Source organism: Clostridium sp. LBM24168, from assembly GCF_052953915.1.
Map to the genome: position 1 here is coordinate 729,586 of NZ_CP196861.1, position 23,009 is coordinate 752,594.

A 23,009-nucleotide genomic window follows, 5' to 3' on the forward strand; every position below is an offset into this window, starting at 1 on the left:
GATTGAGGACTTAGTTATGAATTCTGTAAAGAAATGTGAAGAAGCTGCAGCAGGTCTTGCAGGCAGAAAGGCAGAAACTGTGAAAAACATAACTGATGCACTTATTTTATCAGGAATTGCTATCGGAATGGTAGGGGCTTCAAGACCTGCATCAGGTTCCGAGCATCAGCTGGCCCATTGTTATGAAATGATTTTCATGAATAGAAAAGATGGGGGAAAGTGGCTTCATGGAAATACTATGGGGGTCGGTGTTGGGGTTGTAAGTTATGCATATAGATATATGAGAAATCTGGATATCAAAAGGATATTTCAAAAAGGAGACTACCTTCATCTTGATAAGAGTAAATGGATTCAGAATATAAGGTATGTATACACGAAAAGTGTAGAAAATATTATTGAATTTAAACAGGATAGTATTAATTTTGAGCCCGAAGAAAGAAAAATCCAGATGAAAAAGATACTTGAAAAGTGGAAGGATATAGATAAAATTTGTAATGTCAATGTTCCAGAACCGGAAAATATAATTAATATACTGAAAAGCTCTGTTGCCTTATGGAATCCCAGGGATATAGGAATAGACAGAGAACTCTTCATAAAAAGTTTCGTTGCTGCAAAAGATATGCGCAAGAGATATGGTATCTTCCAGTTGCTTGAAGATATAGGAAAGCTGGATGAGGCGGCCAGTTATGTGGCAGATGTTTATTACAACTGAATTAAATATTTCTGGATTAGGTATTTCTACTCCAGAAGTATTTTAAAATTGAAGGTTGATGGAGGGTGATAGATAAGTATGGATGATATGATGAAAACTATATTGAAGGAATTAAAATGTTTTATCCTTGATCTTGATGGCACTGTCTACCTTGGAAATAGAATACTGGACGGTTCTCTGAAATTTCTAGAAGAACTAAGAAAGGACAAAATTGAATTTAAGTTTTTTACAAACAATTCTTCAAAAAATTCGAAATTTTATGTAAATAAAATTAGAAAAATGGGATTTGATGTTACAGAGGATATGATACTCACTTCAAATCAGGTGATTATAGATTATATAAAGAAAAACATGTTTGGTAGAAAGATATTTCTTTTGGGCAATAAGTATCTGAAGGATGATTTTATAGAAGCAGGTATTGATTTAGTTACATATAATGCTGATATTGTTGCTGTGGGGTTTGATACTTCAATGGAGTATGAAAATGTAAGTAAAGCCTGCGATTTTGTAAGAAATGGTGCTGATTTTTTAGGTGTCAATCCTGATTTCAATTGTCCGGTGGAGCATGGATTTATTCCAGATTGCGGGTCAATATGTTCTATGATTACAGCTTCAACTGGGGTAAAACCGGAGTTTTTTGGTAAACCTTCCTATCATACATTGAAGTATATTCTTGACAATACTAGATTTGACGAGGATGAAATTGCATTTGTAGGAGACAGGCTTTATACAGATATAGCTATTGGAAGAGGCAATAATTCTGTAACTATTCTTGTTTTATCGGGTGAAGCAAAGCTTGACGACATAGCTAAATCAGATATACAACCAACACTTATTTTTAACTCACTGGGTGATGTAGGAAAAATATTAATAGAGATTTATCAATAGTGTTGTTGATATAGATGCAAATGTAATTGAAATAGAGACTAAGGTGAAACCAACCAGTGAATTTTTGATGCATGCTGCAGTGTATAAGACGAGAAGAAATGTATATTCTGTAGTTCATACTCATTCAAAGTTTGCTACAGCTTTTGCCGTAATAGGTAAACCGATACCATCAATAGTTTATGAATGTGTAAATTTAAAGGATGGGATAGTACCTGTGGCAGCATATGGTACACCTGGTACAACCGAACTTTCGAGTAGTGTCATAAGGCCGATTAAGAGAGCAGATGCACTGCTTTTGGAAAGCCATGGAGTCCTGACCGTAGGTGAAAATCCAAGGGGAGCATTCCTGAAAGCGTGTTATGTAGCGGAACTTGCCGAGATATATTATAGAGCTCTAATGATAAATGGAGGAAAAGAACCTAAAGTGATTTCTGTTGAAGAAATTCAAAAGTAGAAATATCCATCTCAAATAAAGTTGAATAAGTAGAATGCTGTAATTTATGAATGTAGTTGAACATTTTCACATTAAAGCAATAGGATTGTGTGGATCTGATATAAGAACTATTATTTTTGGCCATTATAAAGTGAAATATCCTCAAATAATTGGTCATGAAATTAGTGGGCAAGTTGTTCAGATAGGAAGAAATGTAAAGAAATTTAAAAATGGGGATAAGTTATTTATTTCACCTGTAGTACCATGCCATGATTGTAAACCTTGTAGAATGGGATTGGATGGATTATGTGACAATCTAGGTCTTATTGGTACAAACATACAAGGGGATTATGCAGAATATATGCTTCTTACTGAAGAAATAATAAATAAAGGATTGGCATTAGTTATTCCTAAAGATATTTCATATGAAGAAGCCGTTATGACTGAACCACTATCATCTGTATATGCCTGCCAGGAAAATATAAATGTAACTCTTGGTGATACTGTAGTCGTTATTGGTCTGGGACCGATAGGTAGTCTGCATACTGAACTTGCCAAAATAAAAGGAGCTAAAACTGTAATAGCAATTGAACAATCAGAAAGCAGGCTTGATAGGTCGAAACAATTTGGAGCTGATTACTTTATAAATTCAAGTAAAGAAGATTCTATTGCCAGGGTTAGAGAAATAACAGGTGGATGGGGTGCAGAAAAAGTAATAGTAGCTTGTCCATCAACCGATGCTCAAAAACAGGCTGTATCAATGGCATGTAAAACGGGGACCGTGGTGTTTTTGGAGGAGTTCCAAAAGGTAGACTAACTGATATTGATACGAATATTGTACATTATAATCAATTGTTATTATGTGGACACTCCGGGTATAGTAATTTGCAAGTTAGCAAGGCTTTTTCACTTATAACTTCCCACAGATTGAAGGCAAGAAGGTACGTGACTCATGAACTGCCGTTGGAAGATATAAGGAAAGCAATAGATCTTACAAGATCAGGTGAAGCAATAAAAGTAATATTAAAACCATAAATATTTTGTCTTTATAGATTATTAATAAATTGTAAATAAATATAAAAAACACCTCTAAATAGAAATAACTATTGTAACATAATATATAAGGGGTGTTTTTTATGTCTAAAATTCTTTTGAGTATAGACTGGGATTATTTTATCCCTATAAGTGAAAAGTGGAGTGGATCTTATATTGAAAACAAAAGGAATATTATGCTCATATGGTATAAGAGATACTTTGAAAATAAAAGGAATGGAAACGATATAGAAAGATCTATAAGGATAGGTAATGAATTATATAGTTTTATTGGCAATATGAGAAAATATTTTAAATTTAGTAAAAGTGCTAGGATGTATGTCAGTGATTCACATAAGTTTTCTTATGATATAGCTTTGAAGAACAAATGTGAAAGCGTTATTAATATTGATGCGCATTCGGATTTGGGATATGGTGGCATTAAATCTCTTGAATTTGAAGTTAATTGTGCAAATTGGCTTGGAAAGTTATTAAAAAATAATATCATAAAAAATGCAAATGTAGTTTATAGTCCATATACAAGGGAGTATAAAGAAGAGTTTTCCGAAATAAATAACAATTTTAATATAGATTATCCAAAATTGGAATACATATTAGAATATGTATCAAATATAAAAATAGATACAATTCATGTATGCAGATCTGGAAGTTGGACACCGCCGTGGCTTGATGATTTTTTTAATAAATTTATACATTTATTTAATATACCATATAAAATTATAGATTGTTCTTTGAGAAGCTGGCATCCGGAAAAACTTACTTTGGCTGATAGAATTTATATGTGTATTTAATTGGATTACCAATGTATGATATAATTTTTATTAAGTAGATTATAAAAACAGGTGATTAAAATGAAGATAGCAATTATTTCAGATATACATGGAAATTTGGAAGCATTGAAGAAGGGACTTGATGATATAGAAGACAGAAAGGTTGACAGTATAATATGTCTTGGAGATCTTGTTGGATATGGTCCCTATCCTAATGAAGTTGTTGAACTTATACGAGAAAAGCATATATTGAATATACTTGGAAATTATGATGCTGCAGTTTTAGAGGGAAAGTTCAATTATATAAGGGACAATGAGGCCAATAAATTTTGCATGCCCTGGGCGGCAAAACAATTGAAAGTTGAAAATAGAGAATATCTGGCATCTGTACCAAGACAGCTGATCGTTGAATTCAATGATAAAAAATTTAGATTTGTTCATGGAAGTACTAGAGCTATAAATGAGTATCTAACAGAAGGATCAAGACAGGCTGAAGAGGTAATGAAAAATTTGAATGAAGATGTTTTAATCTGTGCGCATACTCATATACCATATGAAAAAAATTATGGCTCAAAAATACTTTTAAACGATGGAAGCATAGGAAAACCCAAAATAGGAAGGCCTAATGGAACTTATATGCTTGTTGATATATCTAAAAATAAAGTAAATAGCGAAATTATAGAATTTGCTTATGACTACAAAAAAACTGTAGATGTTATGGAGAAGAAGGGTATATACCATTCATGTATAGATAATATAAGAACCGGAATTGAATAATATAATTTCTAAAAAAATTGAGCTATCAAATTGATAACTCTAAATTTTGTTTAGTATTAACATATATATTGGAATTATAAATATAGATGCTATAGTAGTTATGGTTATTACAACGGCGGCAAAGGAGTGGTCTGCATTATATGACTTTGCTATTATTGAGGAATTGGTCATAACCGGCATAGCAGCTTGTATTACAAAAACATCTCTCATGAGTGTTGGTATAGGAATTAAAAGGCATAACAAAAATATTAAAGTAGGTGAGATTATAAATCTTCCAATAGCTATTCCAATTATTTCCCTACATATTTTAAAAGCACTTTTATTTACGGAATAAATTGTTATTCCTATAAATATCATTGATAAGGGTGTTGATATGTTGCCTAGATATTTGCATGTATTTATTAGAGGTTCAGGCAACTTAATGCCAAATAGTATAAATACAATACTTGTGATGTAACCTATAAGAGGTGGAGACAATATTTTTTTTAAAGTCTTTACAGAAAAAAATCGGGATTTTGTTTTACTCCCGTCCTTACTTATTTCATATACACCGAGGGTCCAAAAAAATATTGTATTAGCTACATAATATAAGAGTACATAAGGTACACTTTTTTGACCAAATAGCGCCAGATTCACAGGAAGTCCCATGAATATTGTATTCGAGTTAAAAAATAGGGATATGAATAGACCTTCTCTTTTTTTATTTATGTGCATTATCTTTGAAAGAATAAAACCTAGTATATATAAAATAAATATAGAGAGCAATGGAACTGTTAGACCTTTTAAAGAGCTAATAAGTTGTTCCCTATTAAAGTTTTCCATCATTATACTAAATAGAAGCGGTGGAAGAGAAATTTTAATTACAATTTTTACTATTAGATCTGATGAATTTTCATTGAACCATTTTTTATAAGCGAGAATATAGCCTATAACTATTATTATTGCTATACTGAATACATTTCCTATTGATGTAAAAAACATTTTATTTCTCCTTTTACAGTGCAGTTGAAAATATAGCACTTCCAATGATGGAAGCGCTAATTACTAATCTATTTTATTATTTAGCTGATAAACAGTCAAATACATCTTCAATAGTATTTACAGGCCATGTAGGCTTTTTACCATTTAATACCTCGGCTATACCCATGGCAGAATGAAGAGACATTCTAGCAATAGTTTCAGTTGTAAAAGCTGCTGTATGTGGACTTACAATTACATTTTCAAAATCAAATAGAGGATTATCTTTTGCAGGTATCTCACCTTCAAATACATCTATTGCAGCTCCTGCAATTTTTTTGCTTGAGATAGCATTTATTAATGCATCGCTGTCAACAACTTCACCACGAGCAGTATTTATAAGGAAAGCCTTAGGCTTCATAAGATCGAATTCCCTTTTCCCGAGCAATTTTTTTGTCTTATCTGTAAGAGGCACATGCAAACTTACAAAGTCTGAATTTTCAAGTACGTAATCTATATTTGAGGTAACTTCTACATTGTCCATTGGAAATACATTTTTAATATTTCTTTTGAATCCAATTACTTTCATTCCAAGACCTTTTGAAGCTTTTTTAGCTACGAGACTTCCTATGTTGCCCATACCTATAATTCCAAGCGTTTTTCCTTCGAGATCCATTCCAAGAACTTGTCTTATCTGAAAATTTCCACGTCTAAGCTCCTTATCATAGAGCAATAAATTTTTTGAAAGGGAAATAATAAGACCTATCGTATATTCGGCTACCGAATTTTTATTTGATTCAGGTGCATTTGTAACTTGTACACCATATTTTGTTGCTGCATCTACATCTATAACATCTACTCCGACACCGTGCATTGATATAGCCTTGAGATTTTTAGCTGACTTTATGACATTTTCAGTAATCTTTGCATTACGTGTCAATACGGCATCACAATCTTTAATCTCTTTTATAAGTGTTTCTTCTGATATGTCTGGAGCTATTTTTATTTCGCAGCCATGTTCCTTGAGATAATTTTTGCCCTTAACATTTATGTCCTCTGTAATTAGAACTTTATAATTCATTATAAAACACTCCTTTTAAAAATTAGTTTTTATCCAGTTTTCAATTCTATTTAGACCTTCTTCTAAGTTTTTGATTTTATCTGAATAGGACAATCTCATATAACCTTCACCCTTCTCTCCAAAAGCATCTCCAGGTACAACAGCTACGCCGGCCTCTTTTAAAAGTCTCAGGCAAAACTCATTGCTTTTTAGTCCAAATTTCTTAATGGAAGGGAATATGTAGAAAGCACCTTTAGGCATTACAACATCAAGACCCATATTTATTAATCTTTGATAAATATAATCTCTTCTTCTTATAAATTCATCTCGCATGTTGCATATATCCTGTCTGCACTCCTTAAGACCGGTAAGAGCTCCCCATTGGCAGATTGAAGGTGCACAGGAAACATTGTAAGAATGAACTTTTATCATGGCTTTTAATATTTCCTGATTTGCACAAGCATAACCTATACGCAAACCAGTCATTGAAAACATCTTTGAAAATCCACTTACCAATATGAATTTATCTTTAATATCTGAATGCTGAATAGGAGTATAATATTTGTCAAAGCAAAGTTCACAGTAGATCTCATCGCTTATGGCGATAATATCGTTGTTCTTTATGATATTATAGATGCTTTCCATATCCTCTCTATTTAATATGGCTCCAGTAGGGTTTGATGGAAATGAAAGTACAAGTACTTTTGGTTTATATTTTTTTATTTTACTTTCCAAATCTTTAATATTGATAGAGAAGTCCTCGTTAAATTCATAATAAACTGAACTAGCACTACATAAGCTTACAATAGACTTATATGAAGGAAAACCCGGATTTGGAATTAATACTGTATCACCAGCGTTAACTACTGCTTTAAAAGCACATAGCAATCCTTCAGCACAGCCCACAGTAAGGCATATATCATCAGATGAATATTTAATTTCCTTTTCAGCTAGATAACTGCTTATTTCTTTTCTCAATTCTATTATCCCTAAATTAGATGTATAACCTGTTTTACATGAATCAAGAGCATTCTTTATAGATTGTCTGATTTTTTGTGGAACCTCAAAATCCGGTTCACCAAAAATAAAAGATATAGCTTCAGGGTAATCTTGAACTGCATTATAAAATTTTCTTATACCTGAAATTTCAATATTTTGAACATCTCTTGATATTATGTCTTCCATAAAATTTTCCTCCTATATTGTAAAATTTTGCATGATTACTTGTAAAATATGAATTAATTATTTCACTATTTGATATAATTAGTTATTTTTGATAATTAATTATATGTTAAAAAATTATCAATACATAAATAATATAAATTGTTTGTATTGATTTAATTATCTAAAACTATATAAATATAAAGTAATAAATTAAACTTTATATTTGTGAATTATAATAATGTCAATTTTTTATAATCCAAATAATAAATTAATAATAATTTCAAAGTTTTATTTTATATTTATTATAATTTATTTTTAAATTTTGAACAATCAACAATATGTATGTAATTAAAGATAATTAATATACATTATGTACATGTAAAAAATTACATTATAAAATAGTAATATTAACTATATATAAAAACAACCTGAACTATAAAATAATATATAATGTATCTCATGTGATTTAAGATAAGCAGACTATATAAGAGATATTGCCAATAAAATACTTATATACAGAAAAAATATATTTTGTATATTTAATAATTTTTTCACTAAATTATTGATTAAATTAAAATAATATGATATATTACTACTAAATTAATAATTTGATTTATAAAATCATTCAAAATTCATATTATTCAAAATTAAAACTATTTTAAATATACTAAGGAGGATTTTTCAATGAAAGTAGTTATTGTCGGTGGAGGTTGGTCAGGATGTGCAGCAGCTGTATGTGCTAGAAAAGGTGGAGCAAAAGTTATACTTGTTGAAAGAACAGATATGCTTTTAGGTACGGGTTTAGTTGGGGGGATAATGAGAAATAATGGCCGTTATACTGCAACTGAAGAGCTGATTGCTATGGGGGGTGGAGAAATATTTAAAATTATTGATAAAAATTCAAGACACAAGAATATAAATTTTCCGGGACACCAACATGCTAATCTATATGATATAGGAACAACCCCTGGTGCTATAATGAAGCAGCTTAAAAAAATGGGTATAGATATAGTATTTAAGTCAAGAATAGTGAAGGCCAATGTAGAAAATGGCTCTATAAAGAGTATTCAAGATTCAGAAGGAAATGTCTACAATGGGGATGTATTTATAGATACGACGGGAACTGCTGGCCCAATGAACAACTGCAGCAAATATGGAAATGGATGTGCTATGTGTATATTAAGATGTCCTAGTTTTGGGGGAAGAGTAAGTTTAACCGGACTTACTGGTACAAAAGAGTACATAGGTAAAAAACCTAATGGACAGATTGGTGCTATGAGTGGTTCGTGTAAATTGTATAAGGAATCATTATCCCCTGAAATAGTAAAAGAACTTGATACCAAAGGTGTAGCAATTGTACCTATACCGGATGAGCTTATAGAAGATCATCTTGACATAAAAGCTTGTCAGCAATATGCCTTAAAGGAGTTCAAGAAAAATATAGTTCTTTTAGATACAGGACATGCTAAATTGATGACACCATTTTATGATATTGAAAAATTAAGGCGTATACCAGGCTTTGAAAATGCCAGATATGAAGATCCATATGCCGGAGGAAAAGGGAATTCAATGAGATTTTTTGCTATGGCACCAAGAGATAATGCACTTAAAGTAGAGGGTATAAATAATCTGTTCTGTGCAGGTGAAAAGGCTGGATTACTTGTTGGACATACTGAGGCTATAGTGACGGGAACACTTGCAGGCTTTAATAGTGTAAAATTCTGCAATGGAGAAAAATTATTGGAAATACCCAATGAATTGGCAATAGGAGAAGCTATTGACTATGTAAGGGAACAAATGAAAACTGAAGAAGGGCTTGCAAAGAAGTACACTTTTTCAGGTTCAGTACTTTTTGATAGAATGAAAAACTTAGGATTGTATTCAACTGATATAGAAGAAATCAATAATAAAGTTGAAAAATTAGGCTTGAAAGATATTTTTTCTTATTCTAAGGAATCTAATAAGCTAAAGGTTAAATTATAAAAATAGATTTTAAAAGTAAATGGGCAGAAATCTGGAACACATCAATATTAGATCTATACAGCTTGGGGTATTGTGATGATTCTACAATTTGCCCATTTATGAATATATAAAACAGTAATTGTAAAATGGAGGTAATAATAATGGTAGCTTTAAGTGCAGTACATTATGTTTATATAATAATGACAATTGTCATTATTATAACATTATTTTTAAAAAAGGAAATAGTCTTACCCTGTATCATTGGAACATTTTTGATAGGAATTTTCTATTCACATAATTTATTAAAATCAATACAGATTATGTATAATTCTGTAGTTACGTCAGCTACGGAACTCCTGGGAATTATAGTTGTAATATCATTGGTTGTAGCAATGTCAAGATCATTAGGTGATATAGGTGCAGATGAACTTATGATGAGACCTATAAGAAAAGTTATTAAAGGTAAAAAAATGGCCTATTTTGTAGTAGGAATTGTAATGCTCATTGTATCTTGGTTTATTTGGCCTTCACCTGCCGTTGCTCTTGTTGGAGCATTACTTTTACCAGCGGCCATCGAAGTAGGACTGCCGGCTATATGGGCTGCTGTAGCAATGAATTTATTTGGACATGGAATGGGATTATCTTCAGACTTTTTCATACAGGGAGCGCCTTCAATCACAGGTAAAGCAGCTGGTATCAGCACTCTTAGTGTTATGAAAGCTACCGTGCCATTATGGGCTACCATGGCTATAGTAACGGTGACAGTATCATATGTCATGATGGTTAAAGACCTTAAGAAGAACAATATATCAGAAAATTCCGAAAAGAAGAAAAATTTTGATGAGGCTGCATTAACTCAGGAAGTTAAATCCTTACCAGGGGCAAAATTTATTGCCATAGTAACTCCATTGGCTTTTTTAATTGATGTAATTTTAATGCTTAAGTACAAAATAGTTGGTGGAGATGCAACTGCACTCGTAGGTGGAACTGCAATAATAATAATGAGTGTAGTATGTGTTATGCACAATGAGATGTCTGAGTCTTTAGAAAAAATAACTAATAATGTAAAAGAAGGCTTTATCTTTGGTATAAAGATATTTGCTCCTGTAATTGTGATAGCGGCATTCTTTTTTATGGGAAGTGAAGATATCGCAAAAAAGGTATTGGGACCAAATGCAACAGGGCTTTTAAGTGATATAGGAATATATTTATCTGGTATAATACCAATGTCGAAAGTACCTATAGCTTTTATGCAAGCTATAATAGGTGGCATAACTGGATTGGATGGATCGGGATTTTCAGGACTTCCTCTTGTTGGAGCACTGGCTCAGACCTTCTCAACGGCTGCAAATGTAAATAAAGAAGTTCTTGCTGCACTAGGGCAGATTGCGACTGTATGGGTTGGTGGTGGAACTATAATTCCATGGGGTGTTATACCTGTAGCTGCAATCTGCAATGTAAAGCCTACTGAATTAGCTAGAAAAAATTTAATACCTGTACTGTCAGGACTTTTAGCTACCGTTATAGTGGCAATATTGATAATGTAGAATATTAAAAGAAGCTAATGCTAGTCGTTGTTTTAATAAACAAAGCATTAGCTTTTGTATTTGTTTTTATATGGCCTTTCTTTTTATAGTTATCAATCTTGAGAGTGAAAGCATAATTGCCAATATGCAAAGAGCCGCTGAAGTCAAATATATAAATTTCATTGCATATACGAAGACATCAGGTCTTGATGATACGAAATTAGTAACTTTGTAACCTATTTTTGAACTCATCCGGTTATACAGTAAAACTACTGCAAAAGCCGTTCCAAATACCATTCCGACATTTCTAACCAGAGCATTTATACTGCCAGCTATGCCAAGCTTATCTTTGGGAGACAAGGACATGATCAATGAATTATTTGGAGATTGAAAGAGACCATTTCCTATGCCTAATATAGCAACCCCCGATATTATATGAAAATAAGTGGAATTTGAATTTAATGAAGACAGTATTAGAAGCCCTATAACAGTGCAAGATAATCCTAGGAATGTGGGAATTTCCCCACCTATTTTATCAGATATATAGCCGCTCAATGGTGCAAATATTCCAGCGAATATCGGGAATACTACCATAAAAAGACCTGATTGGGCAGGTGATATCTTTATCAAGTATTGTAGGTAAAATGGATAAATTATATTGTGGGAAAATATTATTGTGAAAGATATAAAAGCACATAATAAACTTACACTGAATAACTTGTTTTGAAACATGGGAAATTCCATCAAAGGTTGTCTAAGCTTTTTCTCTACAAAATAAAATACTATTATGCATAAAACTGCAATAGTAAAAGAAGATATTATGTAAATATTACTCCATCCAAGTTTTTCTCCACTGGAAAGTGCCCAGAAAATACATACAATAGATATCATAAATAAAAAAGATCCGACCAAATCAAAATCTTTTAGATTGCCGTTTTTATTGTCTTCCGGTAATATTTTTATACCAGCTAGAAATGCAATTATTCCAATTGGTATATTTATAATAAATATAGACTGCCAGTTAAAAAATTGTACTAAAAAACCACCAATTGGCGGACCAAGCATGGTTCCTATGGCAACTGTGGATCCAGACAACCCAAGAGCTTTTCCTCTTTCATTGGGTAAGAATGTTTCAGCTATTATTCCCTGATTTGAGGACATTATCATGGCTGCTCCTATGGCCTGAATTATTCTTGAGATTATGAGAAATTGAATTGTATTGGACAATGCACATAGAAGGGAACCGAATGAAAATATCATAAATCCTCTATGAAATACTTTGCATTTGCCTATCAGATCACCTATTCTGCCAAATATAAGAATTAGTGCTGATATCACAATCAAATAGCTTGTTACAACCCATTGTATGGCGTCTATGCCAACAGACAATTTACTTGCCATATCAGGCAGAGCTACATTTACTATGCTTGCATCTATAGTTGCTACGAGAGGCCCCATTAATACTACAATTAGTATCTTTAATTTGTCTTTTTTTTCTTTCATGCAAAATTTAACCTCTTTCCTGTGTGAATTCGATACAGTACATTTTAATTTAAATATTTTTGTGTGTCAAACTAAATCTAGAGTTAAATATTGATGTATAATAACGTTATGTTGTAGATTATTTATCTTAAATTTTTAAATTATGTACAATATGTATAATCATATTATGTATTTAAGTACATACAGTAAATTGTTTATAGAATATAAACACATTATAATAATATTTAACTAGATAAATTGATAAATTAATAATTTTGTAAGTGAAAATTTAAAATTTTATTATGGAAATGAATCGATTGGGAAAATTATAGATATTAGAGACATATTATACAAAAGGTATTATGCCTTAAAATAGATGATATAATAAATATAGAGGGAAGTGCAGGTCCGTTATTGACTTGAAGGATATGAGATGAATTTTAACTAAATAGGGAGGAATATTATTGGCTTTTCTCATTAGAAACATAATAGAATTTAATTTACTTGAGGGAGCAAGAATAGTAGCAGGGGACAAAGGGATCGACAATGAGGTCCTATGGGTTAATTTGATGGAGATACTTGATGCTCTGGATTCGCTTCAGAAGGGAGAATTACTTGTTACAACAGGATATAATATTGACAATGAAGATCAATACAAGGATATAATATTAAGACTTAAAAATAAGGGACTTTGTGGTATGGCTATACAACCTGGATATTATATAGACAAAATTCCGGAATACATTAAGGATTCTGCAAATAAATATGATTTCCCAATAATAGAACTTCCATCAAATCTTACTTTTTCACATATTATGCATGTATTACTGGAAAATATAAATCTCCAGTCAAATGCTAACAATGATTCTGATTTTATAAATCTTAGAAACAAGCTTACTCACATTGTAAATAGCGGTCCATATAATTATATAACTAGAATGCTGGAAATAAAAGGTGAATCAAAAGTATATTTTTTTATGATTTCAGTAAACTATATGGATGATAACGAATCAAAAAACAGCATATTATTAAAGGGCATTGATAAAATAAAGAGCTACTTAGTCAGTAAAAGCGAAGAAGTAAAGATGGAATGGTTTGGAGAAAAAGTATTATTTATTGTGTTACTAAAAAGAGGAATCTTATTTCAGGATATAAATTTTGATATTTCTAAGATATTAAATTCTATATCTGAAGAGCTTAAAATAAATTTTCTCGTAGGTGTAAGTGAGCTTAAAAATATTGATTATATGATGGATGTTTTTGATAATACAATGTCAAGTCAACAGACTTTAAATAAGATTGGAGCAAAAAAGGGAATTTGTGCTTTTGAAAATATAAAACTTTTTAAACTGTTTGAAATAATGCATTATAGTAATTACTCAGTTAAATTTGCTCAAAATATTTTAAAGCCTATTATAGATTATGATGAAGCTCACAAAAGTTCCTATTTAGAAACTTTAAAACTCTATCTTGTAAATGAGTGTAATATAACAAATACTGCAAATAAGCTTTTCATACACAGACATACACTTAAAAATAGATTAAATAAAATAAGTAAATTATGTAATGTGGATTTTAGAGACTATTATTCACGAATTGGTTTTTCTATAGCTATATTTATTCATGATTATTTTATTGGATAAACAATAATTCAATTAACTCGTCGAATAATGACGAGTTAAAAATTAAATGATGTGGTGGATATGATAGAAAATTTTACTGTAAAAAATTTATATGGGAAAAATATAAGGGGAATTATAAACAAGCCGGAATGCAGTGAAAAAGTTCCATGCATCATATATTGTCATGGACTTTCAGGAAATAGAATGGAGCATAATTTTATGTTCGTGAAAATAGAAAGAAGCCTGGAAAAATTTAATATAGCATCCGTACGATTTGATTTTACTGGAAGTGGGGAAAGTGATGGAGATTTTAAGAATATGACTTTATCCAGTGAAATTGAAGATTGTGAAAATGCACTTGAATTTGTCAAGAAGCTTGATTATATAGATCAGAACAATATAAATATTCTTGGATTTAGTATGGGAGCAGTTGTTTCACTTGTTTTATGCAGTAAACATCGTAAAGAAATAAGAAATGCCATATTTGTAAGTCCTGCAATAAATTTGTATGATATATTTATACATGAGATAAGAGGAGAGAAACTTCAAAAATTTATGGAATGTGGTTTGTTTGATGTTGATGGCAAGGTGATAGAAAAAACTGTGGTAGATGATATATTCAGCTATAATTTTTATGAATGTGCAAAGAATGTCTGTCAAAATACACTTATAGTACATGGAGATGAAGATAAATCAGTACCACCAGTCTATTCTATAATTTTAGAAGATATAATTTCAGGAAAAACTCTACTTAAATTTGTTAAGGGTTCCGATCATTGCTATGACAGCCCTGAGTATTTGAATAGTCTCATAAATTATATAAGATGGTTTGCGGAAAGATTTATAATATGATATTTTCCAATCTTTCTATTCTTGTACGAGCAGGTGTTCTTTTAAATTATTTTAATTTACGTTGATATTTAGATGAAACTTGCTTGAATATTGTGTCCTATCTTTTCCAAATTGAAGTTCTTCTAGATTTATTGTTGTACTTCCAGAATTTATAGCCTCAATGAGCCAGGACCTTTTTATATTGCTTCCTATTATATTTGATGGAGATGTGTTGATATTTATATCATATATTGTTTTTAATATACTGGTATTTAAATTCTGTCTGAATATCCAGTAATAAGCCCCATCAACATGTTCTGTCAAAGACAGCTGTATTTTATCTCCTTTTTTTATGTTTATGGTTTCATTATTGTTGTCTTCATTTAATTTCAGAGCATCTACTTTGATTGTAAAAGGCAGGCATGTGTTGCTGGATAATTGCTTCCCCAAGGTTGATTTTACATTTTTGGTTATATAAAGGAAGTACTCGGTATAGGGTGAATAATTGGCGGTAGGAGATACAGCTACAGTATCATTTTGGCATTTTAAGTTTGTGTCTATTATGTCGCTATCATTGTTCATTATATAGATTGACGAATCTTTTAAAGAAGAGCTGTCAATTGGATCTGAAAATTTGATAGACCAGGTTTTATCAGTTGATACATCTTCCTTTTCTGCCATTATAAATGTATTGTTAATACCTATTTTTGTAGAACTGGTTTCTTTTATATTACCGTATGATGCAGATGCGGTATTTGATGTTGTGAGTAATAGAAAAGATATAAAAGCATATGAAGTAAAAAATAAATTTATTTAAGTTTTTCATATGAATTGAGGACCCTCCCTTAATATAATAATACAGAATATTTTGGTTTGCTGATTTTAGTGATTTTAAAGTATTTTGAATTTGTTGTTATAAGTGATAAACATGAATACATGATTTCTAATAAATATTCTCTAGTAATGTTCATAAATCCTTTCAAAATTAAAAAAATTGAATACATGATCTATTAATTGGAGCTGATAAAGTATGAGATTGAATATAAATTTAGGGTTTAAGGAAAAGTTAAGTTTGCCTATACATTACAATAATACACTTCAGGCGGTTATATTAGATTGGCTTGGAGATGAAAATTATCAAAAATTTATACATGACTGTGGATATAAGATTGGAAAAAGAAAGTATAAGTTGTTTACATTTTCTAAGATATATGGGAAATTTAAAATAAACAGGGAAAGAAAAACTATAGATTTTTTTGACAATGCACATTTTACTATTTCATCTTTAGAAAATAAGTTTTTAAGTTACCTGGCATTAAATGTTATATAAAAGGATAATTTTAGGTTTGGAAATAATATAGTGGAAGTAGATTCAATTGAGACTGTACATAATAGGATTTCTGAAAGAGAAGAAGTTTACACAAAGTCTCCCATAGTTATGTACAGTACTTTCAAAAATTATGCGGGAAATAAAACTTACTATTATAATCCTCTAGAACATGAATTTAGTGAACTTATAAGAAAAAATTTAATACATAAATATGAAGCTTATTATGATAAGCTGCCCATAAAATATGATTTTTCCATAAGTCCTCTTAACAGAAAAAAGCTAAAGGAAAGAGTAGTTATTTATAAGGATTATGTTATAAAAGGATGGGATGGAGAATTTTTAGTTGAAGGTTCAAAGGAACTTATGGATATAGCTTATAATGCTGGAATTGGGTCAAAAAATTCTCAAGGTTTTGGATGCGTTGAAATAAAGAAGTAAGCTATTCTCTGACAGTTTACTCCTTGGGATTATAAATAAAACATAAGTAAATTACTATGCAGAGAATTTTCTTATGTTTTTATATAATTATTCTTAAAAATATTGTAGACATATTTTCCAACTTAATTTATGAATGAAGATAGCGAAAACCGTTGGTTTACAACATTTTATGTTGCTTTTTTATATTGATTTCGGAAAACTAAAAATGACTGGAAAATTTTTGGATAAACTCTTTATTTATGCGATTTTAAGGCATATAATAAAAATAAGGAATGGTTATTTTTCATAGTTGAACCTTAACATGAGATGTATTTAAATCTAAAGTATGGCAGTGGCTCCTGGATACAATAAACAAGTTGAACCTTAACATGAGATGTATTTAAATGTAAACACCTATTTCCTTGAATTACGGACGCAAGATGCTAAACCTTAAGATGAGATTGGTTAAAAATGTTTTAAAACTTGTATTAAATTTTTTTGTCGTCGACCCTGAATAGAGTAAAAATTACCGGGGGTCGACAATTTTTATGCTTTCAGTTAATTTGTGATCTGAGATTGGTTTTTGAAATTCTTCCATAGATTTTTCTGGATATTGCAATTTTGTACGAGCTGATGTATTCTATATTCGATGGGATTTTAGGATACCTATGAAGACGAGGGAGGAATACAGTTCGCTTTGTAGAGTCCTTTTGTTATTATCAATGGCTACCTGAACAGTATTTTTATTATCTGAAAGCTGATGAATATCCCATAAAAGTATAGAAAAAAATACCATCAAATCACATCTATAATAGTATTCCTTTTAGTCTCTTTTTTCTAAAATGTACTTGACTTAGGGTAAATTTTATTTGACTGGCTCTTCTTTTTATTTATCGTTTAATTGTCTTAATACCTGTTGTGGTACCGTTCCTTCTTTTACCCATTTATCTCTTTCCTCTTTAAATTGTTTAATTACATCTGGCTTGAACTCTATATTTATTATGTCTCTAATGTCAGTAATTCTTAAAGCTACCATAATGCTGATTATATGATCTAATGAAATTTTTGACTTCCTACAGCTTGCTATATCTGAAATTGTCATGTTTCTTATACTAGAAATATTTGCCAATCTTTGATAATCAAGTCCTCTTTCTGCTATCAACACATCTAAATTTGAGGTTACGAGAACATCTCCTCCATTCTCGATATTCTTTTTTACTTCATCCGAAGTAGTTGAAAGATATAAGTTTTTTATGTTTTTTCTTGCCATAATTAATTCTCTCCTTTTATTCATTTTCAGTTTACTGCTTTTACAAAATTGCATTTTTACAATAGTAACATAAAAATATCACAAAATCAATATTTTTGTTTTTAGAGTATCTAGTTAGGAATTGAAACTCAAAGTTTGAAAAGATATATTTAGTTAATCCTGCGCTGTTTTTTAGATGAGCCGCTTGAATCTGAACATAAAATATTATTTTAAGTTTTTAAATATGGAAGCTTAGAGTTCAAATATTAGACTCGATAAATTTGTAATAAATTGAAAAAAAGGCCTTATTTTGAAAAATAATTTAATTATAGGGTAAGCTCATAAAGACGATATTAATATAATGATTGAGTTGTTGAGAGAACTTTTTTTAATTGAGGAGAATTTTGTTTTTGATAATGGGAAACAAAAGCAGGGATTGGAAATGATGCTGGAAGATTTAAATAACAGGCGCATATTTGTGGCAGATTTAGATGGCAGAGTTGTAGGGATGATTTCAGGACAAATTTTGATCTCCACAGCTGAAAGAGCAGCATCTGTTTTAGTAGAAGATGTAGTAGTTAACAGAGTGTTTATACAAGGCAAGGTTATTGGAAGAGAACTTCTTTTGAACATACAAAATTGGGCAATTTTGAAGAAAGCAAAGAGGATGCAGCTTTTGGCTGATAAACATAATACTCATGCTGTTGAGTTTTATAGATATTTTAAGTTTGATAATACAAAACTTATATGTCTTTTAAAAAAAATATGATTTGCAGATATTTTAATTCAGAAAAGTATTTGAATGTATAAAATAACGAGTCAAACATTTAATAGATGGATCTGCCTATATATAGGATATAGGACAGATCATATTTTTTAAAACAGTAGTAATTATTTAAATGTTCAATTGCTTCTTGTATTTGGAAATAATAAAAATAAAAATCAGGGTTGCTGCTGCATTGCAAAATAAAATTACAATACCCATGGGAATAGATGTATTTTCTCCAGCTATTCCAACCAGAGGAGAAGCTAATGCACCCAATGCAAATGGCATGAATCCCAGTAGAGAAGAAGCACTGCCGGCCTCATCCCCTTTGGGTTCCATTGCCAGTGAACCTGTAGTTGTTGTAATGGTACCGACGGAGGATATTACGATAAAAAGTGGAATTAGTATGGAAATTAATGGACCATTTATGATTGTCATACCAAACAGCACCAAACTTCCTAAAAGAGAAATAAACAATCCTCCGCCCAAGATTTTATTGAGGGGGAATTTTTTTGCAAGATGTCCTGTGACCTGAGTCATAGTGACAATTCCCAGTCCATTAATGGCAAAACATAAGCTGAATTGCTGGGCAGATAGACCGTAAATATCTTGAATGACAAATGGTGATGCCGAAATGTATCCGAACATTCCAGCTAGAATAAAGCCCTGAATAAAAGTGTATCCTATAAAAATCTCATCTTTAAAAAGATGAATTAATCCTACAAAGTTATTTCTCAAATTTCCAATTGAACGCATATTTATCGATAAACTTTCTTTTATACCTGCCCATACCATTATACATAATAAAAGGCCTAAAATTGCGAGTATGTAAAATATACCTTGCCAATTAACAAATTTAAGAAGCTGTGCACCTAGCACAGGTGAGATTATGGGTGCGATTCCGTTTACCAACATGAGCATTGAAAAAAATTGTACTAAAAGTTTTCCAGAATAAATATCTCTTGCCATGGCTCTTGATATGACAATGCCACCTGCTCCTGCAAGGCCCTGTAAAAGTCTCATCAAAATGAAAAAATAAATTGATGAAGTTAAAGGACACAGCAAGGAGGAGAATGTGAAAATAATCAATGATAAAATCAGAGGTTTCCTTCTACCTGTTTTATCACTTATAGGACCAATGATAATTTGTCCAATGGCCAGACCAAGTAAACTGGTAGTCAAGCTTAATTGAGTAATTGAAGTGGAGGCATTAAAAAATTTTGATACAGTTGGGAGAGATGGAATATATAAGTCAGTTACAAGCGGTCCTAATCCAGCTAAAATTCCTAATATAACTGCGAGCTTAAAAAATTCTTTTTTCATTAGTTTCGTTCTCCTTTTTATTTGGCCATTTAATTTTAACATAAAAAGTTATAATAATAACAATAGAGTTAAATTTAATTAATATTATAAAGTCACTTGTGAAGATTGTTATATAGCTGTTTTTAGATTAATGTAAATTTTTTTGAGCTTCGGATAATTTGTTCATTTTATGGCAGAAAAGTCGATAATATATTAATCTATATTTTAAATTTAGTAGTGAAAATCTAGATAAATAGGGATATGATCTCAATTATTAGTAACTGGTATTTTTTAAATTGGGAGGCGATTAAATGGATACTTTTTTAGCAAGACAACCAATTATGGATAAATCAGGAAATATAATAGGATATGAAATTCTATTCAGAAGTAATGACAGGAGCAATAGATATAACTTTAGTGATGGAGATGAAGCCACTATTAAAGTGATACAGAATACTTTAATTAATATTGGAATGTGCAAAATTGTTGGTAACAAAAAGGCTTTTATAAACTTTACAAAAAATATTTTAAAATCAGATTTGTACTCCATTATTTCATTTAGAAATGTAGTAATAGAAATTCTGGAAAATGTAAGCCCTATAGAAGAAATTATTGATTCTTGTAAGATATTAAAAAGAAGTGGATTTACAATTGCACTGGATGATTTTGTATTTAATGACAAGTATGTTGAACTTATTGAATTAGTGGACATTATAAAAGTTGACTTTCTTATAACCAAGGGAGTCGAGAGAAGAAAAGTGATAAATACAGTAAAAAGTATAAATCCAAATTTGAAATTTCTAGCTGAAAAAGTCGAAACATTGAAAGACTTTGATGAGGCTGTATCACTTGGATATTCCTATTTTCAAGGATATTATTTTAGCGAACCACAAATAATAAAAGGTAAAAAATACCTGTAAATAAAGTAATCTATTTAAATCTGCTGAAAGAATTGAATTCTAAAGAATTTTCTGTAGAAAGCGTTGAAAATTTAATAAAAAAAGATGTTTCACTATCATATGATATATTAAAATTGATAAATTCTGCAAAGTATTTTTTTAAAGACAAGATTATTTCCATAAGGCAAGCTATAACTCTATTAGGTGAGAGAGATATAAAAAAATGGATATATTTTGTGTGCATGAAGCCCATATGTAATGATAGGCCCTCAATAATTATGATTGAATCTCTGCTTAGAGCGGAATTTTCAGAGTTGTTGGCTAAGAAAAGTAAAAAATCATCTCAATATCAGTTTAATGCATATTTGACAGGAATTATGTCTCTCATGGATGTGATTTTACAAAAACCATTATATGAGATATTGGATGAGCTGATGGTACCACAGGAAGTCAAATATGCATTGTTAGGTAGGAAAGAAAATTACTACAGTAAAATACTTGATATAGCTATTGCGTATCAAAGAGGAGAATGGGAAAGAAGTATAATTATGGCAGCTTATCTTGATCTTGATAAAGAGGATCTGGCTATTTCATATCTTAAAACTATCAAATGGTTGAATGAGGCTATCCCGGATTTATAAAGAATCTGTATATTCTATTAGTGGATTAAACTAAAGTCTATATGATCTTATATATTTATCTTCAAAAATAAAGAACATATGGGAAAATTTAAAAATAACACTTTATCTATGAGTTTTTAAGATATATAATAAAAACAAGAAGTAGTTATTTTATATAAGATAAATTTTTAATATGAGATATTATAAGTAACTTTATTAGTATATTAAACGGACTGGAGAAACGATTGTTGCAATATGATGGGAAAAATGAACTTTTAAGGGATGTATTAATCCAGAGGTTTGAGTTTACATTTGAATTGGCATGGAAAACCTTGAAGGAGGTTTTTGAAGATGAGGGGCTAATAGGATTAAATTCTCCTAAATCTGTATTGAGAGAGGCATTTTCGGCAGGATTAATTGAAGATGAGAAATTATGGATAAATATGCTTAAAGACAGAAATTCCACATCACATATGTATAGTGAGAGCAATGCCGTAGAAATCAGTGAAAATATAAAAGACAAATATGTGGATGCCTTGAATGAGCTTAAAGATAAAATAGTTGACAGGGGGAAGAAGTATTTATAACATTGATATTATCTTTTATATAAGAAATGATACCTATACCTAAAGAAATTGCAGGTATGATTGATTATGATGAAAATGATAATTTGGATACTAAAACCGGAAGCAACAAAAAAACAAAAGAAAATATTTGAACAGTTTAAGAATAATTTGGAATTATGTTTGAAGCTAAAATGAAATGTATTTAAAGAGAGACTAAAATAGTTAAACCACAACATGAGATGTTTTTAAATGTTTGAGTAATATATATTTATAAATTTTGTTGAACCATAACAAGTGTTGTAACAGTAGTAATTAATTTTATGTATTCAAATATATTCAATTAATGCATCAGTTTGAGTAATATATAATGTAATAAAGACATATCCATATAATGATATAAATAATAAGGGGGCTGATAAAAATGGTTAAAATATATATAATATTAGTGATTATCCTTTTCAATCAAGTTTTAAGTTTAATAAAAGACGTAGAAATAAACGTAATCATTAAAAATAAATTTTGATAATAATAGATAAAATTTGAAACAATATAAAGTGAAAAAATATCTGTAAAGATATCAAATTGTTCTAAAATATATACAAAAGACTTTGAAAATACAATAA

The 23,009-nt window shown here is 30.3% G+C and carries 25 protein-coding genes; 18 read left to right on the forward strand and 7 right to left on the reverse strand.

All coding sequences use genetic code 11. From position 1 onward, the window contains the following. Positions 1-16: 16 nt before the first annotated feature. The 7 genes from ACSVC9_RS03570 to ACSVC9_RS03600 all read left to right on the forward strand — a co-directional run bounded on the left by ACSVC9_RS03570 (position 17) and on the right by ACSVC9_RS03600 (position 4,633). Positions 17-712, forward strand: a complete 696-nt coding sequence (locus ACSVC9_RS03570; RefSeq protein ID WP_446898983.1) for a hypothetical protein — start codon at positions 17-19, stop codon at positions 710-712. A 78-nt stretch (positions 713-790) separates the two neighbouring features. Beyond that, positions 791-1,600, forward strand: a complete 810-nt coding sequence (locus tag ACSVC9_RS03575) for an HAD-IIA family hydrolase (RefSeq protein WP_446898984.1) — start codon at positions 791-793, stop codon at positions 1,598-1,600. A 43-nt stretch (positions 1,601-1,643) separates the two neighbouring features. Then, complete coding sequence (locus ACSVC9_RS03580) at positions 1,644-2,054, forward strand: class II aldolase/adducin family protein (protein ID WP_446898985.1); 411 nt, start codon at positions 1,644-1,646, stop codon at positions 2,052-2,054. A 46-nt stretch (positions 2,055-2,100) separates the two neighbouring features. Continuing rightward, positions 2,101-2,850, forward strand: coding sequence for an alcohol dehydrogenase catalytic domain-containing protein (locus ACSVC9_RS03585; RefSeq protein ID WP_446898986.1), 750 nt, complete (start codon positions 2,101-2,103; stop codon positions 2,848-2,850). Positions 2,851-2,918: 68 nt separating this feature from the next. Beyond that, positions 2,919-3,068 carry a hypothetical protein gene (locus tag ACSVC9_RS03590; RefSeq protein ID WP_446898987.1) on the forward strand — a complete coding sequence of 50 codons (150 nt, stop codon included), beginning with the start codon at positions 2,919-2,921 and terminating at the stop codon, positions 3,066-3,068. Between the two features lie 101 nt (positions 3,069-3,169). Further along, positions 3,170-3,877, forward strand: a complete 708-nt coding sequence (locus tag ACSVC9_RS03595) for an arginase (protein WP_446898988.1) — start codon at positions 3,170-3,172, stop codon at positions 3,875-3,877. A gap of 60 nt (positions 3,878-3,937) precedes the next feature. Further along, the gene (locus ACSVC9_RS03600) at positions 3,938-4,633 is read left to right on the forward strand and encodes a metallophosphoesterase family protein (RefSeq protein WP_446898989.1); all 696 of its coding nucleotides are present in this window, start codon (positions 3,938-3,940) and stop codon (positions 4,631-4,633) included. A gap of 39 nt (positions 4,634-4,672) precedes the next feature. Here ACSVC9_RS03600 and ACSVC9_RS03605 read toward each other — a convergent pair whose 3' ends face one another. The 3 genes from ACSVC9_RS03605 to ACSVC9_RS03615 form a co-directional block, all read right to left on the reverse strand. Beyond that, complete coding sequence (locus ACSVC9_RS03605; protein ID WP_446898990.1) at positions 4,673-5,614, reverse strand: AEC family transporter; 942 nt, start codon at positions 5,612-5,614, stop codon at positions 4,673-4,675. A gap of 76 nt (positions 5,615-5,690) precedes the next feature. Continuing rightward, the gene (locus ACSVC9_RS03610) at positions 5,691-6,671 is read right to left on the reverse strand and encodes a hydroxyacid dehydrogenase (RefSeq protein WP_446898991.1); all 981 of its coding nucleotides are present in this window, start codon (positions 6,669-6,671) and stop codon (positions 5,691-5,693) included. 15 nt (positions 6,672-6,686) lie between these two features. Beyond that, positions 6,687-7,835 (reverse strand): pyridoxal phosphate-dependent aminotransferase, encoded by a 1,149-nt coding sequence (locus ACSVC9_RS03615; RefSeq protein ID WP_446898992.1) that lies wholly within the window; start codon positions 7,833-7,835, stop codon positions 6,687-6,689. 663 nt (positions 7,836-8,498) lie between these two features. Here ACSVC9_RS03615 and ACSVC9_RS03620 point away from each other — a divergent pair. Further along, positions 8,499-9,797 carry an FAD-dependent oxidoreductase gene (locus ACSVC9_RS03620; protein WP_446898993.1) on the forward strand — a complete coding sequence of 433 codons (1,299 nt, stop codon included), beginning with the start codon at positions 8,499-8,501 and terminating at the stop codon, positions 9,795-9,797. A 140-nt stretch (positions 9,798-9,937) separates the two neighbouring features. Beyond that, on the forward strand, positions 9,938-11,323 hold the full coding sequence (locus tag ACSVC9_RS03625) for a hypothetical protein (RefSeq protein ID WP_446898994.1): 1,386 nt from the start codon (positions 9,938-9,940) through the stop codon (positions 11,321-11,323). A 66-nt stretch (positions 11,324-11,389) separates the two neighbouring features. Here ACSVC9_RS03625 and ACSVC9_RS03630 read toward each other — a convergent pair whose 3' ends face one another. Then, positions 11,390-12,805 (reverse strand): MFS transporter, encoded by a 1,416-nt coding sequence (locus tag ACSVC9_RS03630; protein WP_446898995.1) that lies wholly within the window; start codon positions 12,803-12,805, stop codon positions 11,390-11,392. Between the two features lie 443 nt (positions 12,806-13,248). On the opposite strand from ACSVC9_RS03630, the gene ACSVC9_RS03635 reads away from it, so the two are divergent. Both ACSVC9_RS03635 and ACSVC9_RS03640 read left to right on the forward strand, forming a co-directional pair. After that, positions 13,249-14,427 (forward strand): PucR family transcriptional regulator, encoded by a 1,179-nt coding sequence (locus tag ACSVC9_RS03635; protein ID WP_446898996.1) that lies wholly within the window; start codon positions 13,249-13,251, stop codon positions 14,425-14,427. 60 nt (positions 14,428-14,487) lie between these two features. Continuing rightward, the gene (locus ACSVC9_RS03640; RefSeq protein WP_446898997.1) at positions 14,488-15,258 is read left to right on the forward strand and encodes an alpha/beta hydrolase family protein; all 771 of its coding nucleotides are present in this window, start codon (positions 14,488-14,490) and stop codon (positions 15,256-15,258) included. Positions 15,259-15,309: 51 nt separating this feature from the next. On the opposite strand, the gene ACSVC9_RS03645 is transcribed toward ACSVC9_RS03640, so the two are convergent. Continuing rightward, positions 15,310-15,918 (reverse strand): Ig-like domain-containing protein, encoded by a 609-nt coding sequence (locus tag ACSVC9_RS03645; RefSeq protein ID WP_446898998.1) that lies wholly within the window; start codon positions 15,916-15,918, stop codon positions 15,310-15,312. Positions 15,919-15,928: 10 nt separating this feature from the next. Between ACSVC9_RS03645 and ACSVC9_RS03650 the strand changes: the two genes are divergently transcribed. From ACSVC9_RS03650 to cas6, 3 genes are all read left to right on the forward strand, one after another. After that, on the forward strand, positions 15,929-16,054 hold the full coding sequence (locus ACSVC9_RS03650; RefSeq protein WP_446898999.1) for a hypothetical protein: 126 nt from the start codon (positions 15,929-15,931) through the stop codon (positions 16,052-16,054). 213 nt (positions 16,055-16,267) lie between these two features. After that, a complete protein-coding gene (locus ACSVC9_RS03655; protein WP_446899000.1) occupies positions 16,268-16,567 on the forward strand; it encodes a hypothetical protein in 300 nt (99 codons plus the stop codon). 30 nt (positions 16,568-16,597) lie between these two features. After that, positions 16,598-17,005, forward strand: coding sequence for a CRISPR-associated endoribonuclease Cas6 (cas6, locus tag ACSVC9_RS03660; RefSeq protein ID WP_446899001.1), 408 nt, complete (start codon positions 16,598-16,600; stop codon positions 17,003-17,005). Between the two features lie 865 nt (positions 17,006-17,870). Here the strand turns inward: cas6 and ACSVC9_RS03665 are convergent. Next, the gene (locus tag ACSVC9_RS03665) at positions 17,871-18,254 is read right to left on the reverse strand and encodes a helix-turn-helix domain-containing protein (RefSeq protein WP_446899002.1); all 384 of its coding nucleotides are present in this window, start codon (positions 18,252-18,254) and stop codon (positions 17,871-17,873) included. Between the two features lie 340 nt (positions 18,255-18,594). Between ACSVC9_RS03665 and ACSVC9_RS03670 the strand changes: the two genes are divergently transcribed. After that, positions 18,595-19,002 carry a GNAT family N-acetyltransferase gene (locus ACSVC9_RS03670; protein WP_446899003.1) on the forward strand — a complete coding sequence of 136 codons (408 nt, stop codon included), beginning with the start codon at positions 18,595-18,597 and terminating at the stop codon, positions 19,000-19,002. A gap of 126 nt (positions 19,003-19,128) precedes the next feature. On the opposite strand, the gene ACSVC9_RS03675 is transcribed toward ACSVC9_RS03670, so the two are convergent. Next, positions 19,129-20,322 (reverse strand): multidrug effflux MFS transporter, encoded by a 1,194-nt coding sequence (locus ACSVC9_RS03675; protein ID WP_446899004.1) that lies wholly within the window; start codon positions 20,320-20,322, stop codon positions 19,129-19,131. A gap of 290 nt (positions 20,323-20,612) precedes the next feature. Here ACSVC9_RS03675 and ACSVC9_RS03680 point away from each other — a divergent pair, with 290 nt between their 5' ends. The 3 genes from ACSVC9_RS03680 (at position 20,613) to ACSVC9_RS03690 (ending at position 22,407) form a co-directional block, all read left to right on the forward strand. After that, positions 20,613-21,221 carry an EAL and HDOD domain-containing protein gene (locus ACSVC9_RS03680; RefSeq protein WP_446899005.1) on the forward strand — a complete coding sequence of 203 codons (609 nt, stop codon included), beginning with the start codon at positions 20,613-20,615 and terminating at the stop codon, positions 21,219-21,221. 32 nt (positions 21,222-21,253) lie between these two features. Beyond that, positions 21,254-21,841 carry an EAL and HDOD domain-containing protein gene (locus tag ACSVC9_RS03685; RefSeq protein WP_446899006.1) on the forward strand — a complete coding sequence of 196 codons (588 nt, stop codon included), beginning with the start codon at positions 21,254-21,256 and terminating at the stop codon, positions 21,839-21,841. A gap of 227 nt (positions 21,842-22,068) precedes the next feature. Continuing rightward, a complete protein-coding gene (locus tag ACSVC9_RS03690) occupies positions 22,069-22,407 on the forward strand; it encodes an HI0074 family nucleotidyltransferase substrate-binding subunit (protein ID WP_446899007.1) in 339 nt (112 codons plus the stop codon). Positions 22,408-23,009: the final 602 nt, after the last annotated feature.

Coding starts and splice junctions, on each gene's coding strand:
- ACSVC9_RS03570 (WP_446898983.1), top strand. CDS start 17: ATGAATTCTGTAAAGAAATGTGAAGAAGCTGCAGCAGGTCTTGCAGGC.
- ACSVC9_RS03575 (WP_446898984.1), top strand. CDS start 791: ATGGATGATATGATGAAAACTATATTGAAGGAATTAAAATGTTTTATC.
- ACSVC9_RS03585 (WP_446898986.1), top strand. CDS start 2,101: ATGAATGTAGTTGAACATTTTCACATTAAAGCAATAGGATTGTGTGGA.
- ACSVC9_RS03595 (WP_446898988.1), top strand. CDS start 3,170: ATGTCTAAAATTCTTTTGAGTATAGACTGGGATTATTTTATCCCTATA.
- ACSVC9_RS03600 (WP_446898989.1), top strand. CDS start 3,938: ATGAAGATAGCAATTATTTCAGATATACATGGAAATTTGGAAGCATTG.
- ACSVC9_RS03605 (WP_446898990.1), bottom strand. CDS start 5,614: ATGTTTTTTACATCAATAGGAAATGTATTCAGTATAGCAATAATAATA.
- ACSVC9_RS03610 (WP_446898991.1), bottom strand. CDS start 6,671: ATGAATTATAAAGTTCTAATTACAGAGGACATAAATGTTAAGGGCAAA.
- ACSVC9_RS03615 (WP_446898992.1), bottom strand. CDS start 7,835: ATGGAAGACATAATATCAAGAGATGTTCAAAATATTGAAATTTCAGGT.
- ACSVC9_RS03620 (WP_446898993.1), top strand. CDS start 8,499: ATGAAAGTAGTTATTGTCGGTGGAGGTTGGTCAGGATGTGCAGCAGCT.
- ACSVC9_RS03625 (WP_446898994.1), top strand. CDS start 9,938: ATGGTAGCTTTAAGTGCAGTACATTATGTTTATATAATAATGACAATT.
- ACSVC9_RS03630 (WP_446898995.1), bottom strand. CDS start 12,805: ATGAAAGAAAAAAAAGACAAATTAAAGATACTAATTGTAGTATTAATG.
- ACSVC9_RS03640 (WP_446898997.1), top strand. CDS start 14,488: ATGATAGAAAATTTTACTGTAAAAAATTTATATGGGAAAAATATAAGG.
- ACSVC9_RS03645 (WP_446898998.1), bottom strand. CDS start 15,918: ATGGCAGAAAAGGAAGATGTATCAACTGATAAAACCTGGTCTATCAAA.
- ACSVC9_RS03655 (WP_446899000.1), top strand. CDS start 16,268: ATGAGATTGAATATAAATTTAGGGTTTAAGGAAAAGTTAAGTTTGCCT.
- ACSVC9_RS03665 (WP_446899002.1), bottom strand. CDS start 18,254: ATGGCAAGAAAAAACATAAAAAACTTATATCTTTCAACTACTTCGGAT.
- ACSVC9_RS03670 (WP_446899003.1), top strand. CDS start 18,595: ATGATTGAGTTGTTGAGAGAACTTTTTTTAATTGAGGAGAATTTTGTT.
- ACSVC9_RS03675 (WP_446899004.1), bottom strand. CDS start 20,322: ATGAAAAAAGAATTTTTTAAGCTCGCAGTTATATTAGGAATTTTAGCT.
- ACSVC9_RS03680 (WP_446899005.1), top strand. CDS start 20,613: ATGGATACTTTTTTAGCAAGACAACCAATTATGGATAAATCAGGAAAT.